The sequence below is a fragment of the Pseudomonas sp. GM49 genome (assembly GCF_000282355.1).
Lineage (GTDB): Bacteria > Pseudomonadota > Gammaproteobacteria > Pseudomonadales > Pseudomonadaceae > Aquipseudomonas.
Window position 1 is genome coordinate 1 of record NZ_AKJL01000239.1, and the last position, 1,675, is coordinate 1,675.

The window sequence follows — 1,675 nt, forward strand, 5'->3', positions numbered from 1 at the left end:
AAAACCGCCAGTCGTTGAACTGGCCGATGTAGTGGCTGCCGTCAGTGCCGATCAACTCACCCTTGCCGTTCAGCGAGCCTTCCTTGAACTGGCCCAGCCAGACATCGCCGTCCGCGTTTTCATAGCGGCCCTTGCCGTGCAGTTGATTGTTCTTGAAGCTGCCGACATAGATGTCGCCATCGGCGCTGTTGAAAGTTCCGTTGCCTTCCAGTTGGCCGTCGACGAAGTGCCCGGTGAACTGGTTGCCGTTGCCGTCGCCGCGCTGGCCTTCGCCATTGGGTTTGCCGTGGGCGAACTGGCCCTGGTAGGAGCTGCCGTCTTCGAGTTCGAGACGACCCAGGCCGGCGTATTGGTCGGCCTTGAACTCGCCGCGATAGCTCATGCCGTTTTCTTTGAGTGTGCCTTCGCCGTCGCGCCGGCCGGCCTTGAAGCCGCCGCTGTAGCTGCTGGCGTTGGTGGTCAGTGCCCCCTGGCCGTCGAACAGTCCCTGATTGAACTGCCCGCGATAGACTTCGCCATTGCTGCCGTGCCATTCGCCCTGGCCGTGCCACTGGCCTTTGTCGAATTCGCCGGCGTACCAGCTGCCGTTCGGGTAGTCGATACGTCCCTTGCCTTGCAGCAAGCCATTGACCAGGTCGCCGCGATAGCGTCCGCCGTCCGGCAGGCGGGCGTCGGGGGACAAAGGCGATTCGCCGTCGCCGCAAGCGGTGAGCATCAGGGTCAAGGCAAGGAGTGCAAGTGGGCGCATAGCGGATTCCGGGCAATTAGGCGAGGGAGTATGCCGCAGCCATGTGTCCTTATATAGGGCGAGGTACCGCGAGAGGGCGCGAAACAGCAGGAGCTGCTTCGCATCCGGGGAGGTTTACACGAAGCACAGGGACAGGGGTTCGGCGATATACGCCGGTTTGTCCGAACCTTCGATTTCCAGGGTGGTGGTGGCCTTGAGCAGCCATTGGCCGGGTTTCTTCTCGATGACTTCGGTCAGGTCGACCTTCAGCCGCACCCGCGAATTGACCTTGACCGGCTGGATGAATCGCACACTGTCGAGGCCGTAGTTGACCACCATCTTCAAGCCTTCGGGCATGACGAGGATGTCTTCCATCAATTTCGGAATCAGCGACAGCGACAGAAAACCGTGAGCGATAGTGCTGCCAAATGGCGTTTGCGCGGCCTTGACCGGGTCGACGTGGATGAACTGAAAGTCCCCTGTGGCTTCGGCGAACAGGTTGATGCGGTCCTGATCGATGGTGAGCCATTCGGAACGTCCAAGTTCCTTGCCGACATAATCTTTGAGCTCTGCAACTGGAACATAGGGCATTGAGACTCTCCTTGGGTTCATCGGTTTTATAGTTTTGAGTTGGGGGGGATTTGACCTCCCGGCTTACCACTTTAGATCAACATGGCCAAACGCTCCGGTCAACTGACCATGCTTTTGGCGAATGCCGATCTATAGCGTGAGCATGCTTATAATGCCAGGCCAATGCGGATGACGGATTTTGCAGGAGATCAACAATGTTGTTACGGGGCCTGACATGGCTGGTGTTGTTCCAATTGCTCGGCACTGCGATCAATCATTTGTTTTTGCCGGTGCTGCCGGGGCCGATTGTGGGGTTACTGCTTTTGCTGGTGTACCTCATATGCAGGGGCCAGGTCGGCGAGCCACTGAACCTGGCGG

General features: G+C 58.7%; 2 protein-coding genes and 1 pseudogene. 1 reads left to right on the plus strand and 2 read right to left on the minus strand.

Annotated elements, in window-relative coordinates; all coding sequences use genetic code 11:
- Window positions 1-748 (minus strand): MORN repeat-containing protein (locus PMI29_RS08445; protein ID WP_008001098.1); only part of this gene is annotated, 748 nt, incomplete at its 3' end.
- A 114-nt stretch (window positions 749-862) separates the two neighbouring features.
- Window positions 863-1,318, minus strand: a complete 456-nt coding sequence (locus PMI29_RS08440) for a MaoC family dehydratase (protein WP_008001099.1) — start codon at window positions 1,316-1,318, stop codon at window positions 863-865.
- Between the two features lie 194 nt (window positions 1,319-1,512).
- Here PMI29_RS08440 and PMI29_RS08435 point away from each other — a divergent pair.
- A pseudogene (locus tag PMI29_RS08435) lies at window positions 1,513-1,675 on the plus strand (CidA/LrgA family protein); the annotation flags it as partial.